Source organism: Microvirga aerophila (genome assembly GCF_003332305.1).
GTDB lineage: Bacteria > Pseudomonadota > Alphaproteobacteria > Rhizobiales > Beijerinckiaceae > Microvirga > Microvirga aerophila.
The window spans coordinates 1-1483 of record NZ_QOIO01000172.1 but is presented as its reverse complement, the minus strand read 5'-3'; the positions used below and the strand labels follow the sequence as shown (position 1 = coordinate 1483).

Annotated in this window: 1 pseudogene; it reads right to left on the bottom strand. The window is 61.8% G+C overall.

Annotated features, from left to right (window positions below):
- Nucleotides 1-113 precede the first annotated feature (113 nt).
- A pseudogene (locus DRB19_RS29580) lies at nt 114-1411 on the bottom strand (ISNCY family transposase).
- Nucleotides 1412-1483 lie beyond the last annotated feature (72 nt).

Sequence of the window (1483 nt, the reverse complement as noted above, 5' to 3'; positions counted from 1 at the left end):
GTGCAATCCAGAAATGGCACTCAGCGTGCAAAGTCGACATGACACCCTGGGTCTAAAACCGGTTGGGGAGGGCGCCCCGGCGGAGCTGGTCGGGGTTGCTCTGCCGGGGCGCCTTACGGCGTCTTGAACATGTGACGTTCGCCCTGCCCGCGCCGCCGCGGTGCCTTGGCCGAGCGTTGCTCGTCCCGCTCCTGCTGGATCTGCGCCACATAGCTGAGGACCTCACTCAGGCGCTTGTTCTCCACAATGGCGGCCTGGGTGACCCGCTGTAGCTTGTCGTAAGTGCGATAGGGCAGGTCAACCCCGTTGTGGCGGATCGCCAGCCGGCCATCCGGATAGTCGATCAATGTCACCCGCTGACGGGCCAAGAGGCGGGTGATCTCATTGGGCTCAAGCAGGAACAGCACTTTGTCGTATTGGAGCGTCAGATTGCGCGTGACCGTACGCTCCTCCTTCCAGGCGAAGATATCCTCCAGCACGATGTCCTGCGGCACCGGACGGTGGGCATCCGTGCCGCTGAAAGGCTCTTTGGCAAAGCGCCGGTTGTGATCCTCCAGGAACCCCGGCAGGAAGGCGTTAGCGGCCTCGATGGTTGAGATGCCCGCAAGCCGCATCTCCTTGACCAGCCGGTCCTGCAAGGTGCCAAACGAGCGCTCGATGCGGCCCTTGGCAGCCGGCGTGTTGGCGCAGATGATGTCGATGTTGAGCTCATGCAGGGCGCGTCCAAACTGGGTCATGCCGTCGCCGCCGTCTGCGGCGATGTTGCTGACCCGGAAGATGGCATGCTTGTCCGAGTAGAAGGCGATCGGACGGCCATAAGCTGCGACGTATCGGTGGGTCTCGCGCAGATAATCGAAGGTGGATTCCGAGGGCACGAAGGCGGCGTGCAGGAGCCGACTGGTGGCATCATCGATATAAGCCAGAAGCGTGCATTGCGGGCCGCGGTTCTCGAACCACCAGTGCTTGGAGCCGTCGATCTGGATCAGTTCGCCCATGCGCTCCCGACGGTTGCGCGGCTGATGAACAGAAGGAAGCCGCCGACGGCGGTCCAGCCACAACCCATCCTCGATCATCCATGTGCGGATGGTCTCCCGTGACACCCGGCAGTCATGAACCTCAAGCAGCTTCTCGCTCACCAGGGTTGGGCCAAAGTCAGCGTAGCGCTCCTTGATGAGCCTCAAGACCAGATCACGGACCGGCTGAGGCAGGCGGTTGTTGCTAGGTTTGCCACGCCGCTTGGAGATCAGACTGGCCGCACCACGAGCGCGAAAGTCCTTCAACAACCGGAAGACCTGTCGGCGTTTGAGCCGGAGCAGCCGCAAGCATCCCGAACGGTCACCCGACGGGCTTCTAAATCCATCAGCACATCAAGCCGGGAAAACTCCTTGGCGCCCATCGACACCACCGTCATACGGCACGTCCTCCTACAGCCCCGAAAAGCAGGAGAGTGCCATTTGAACTTTGCAGAGGGGTGTCATCTCTA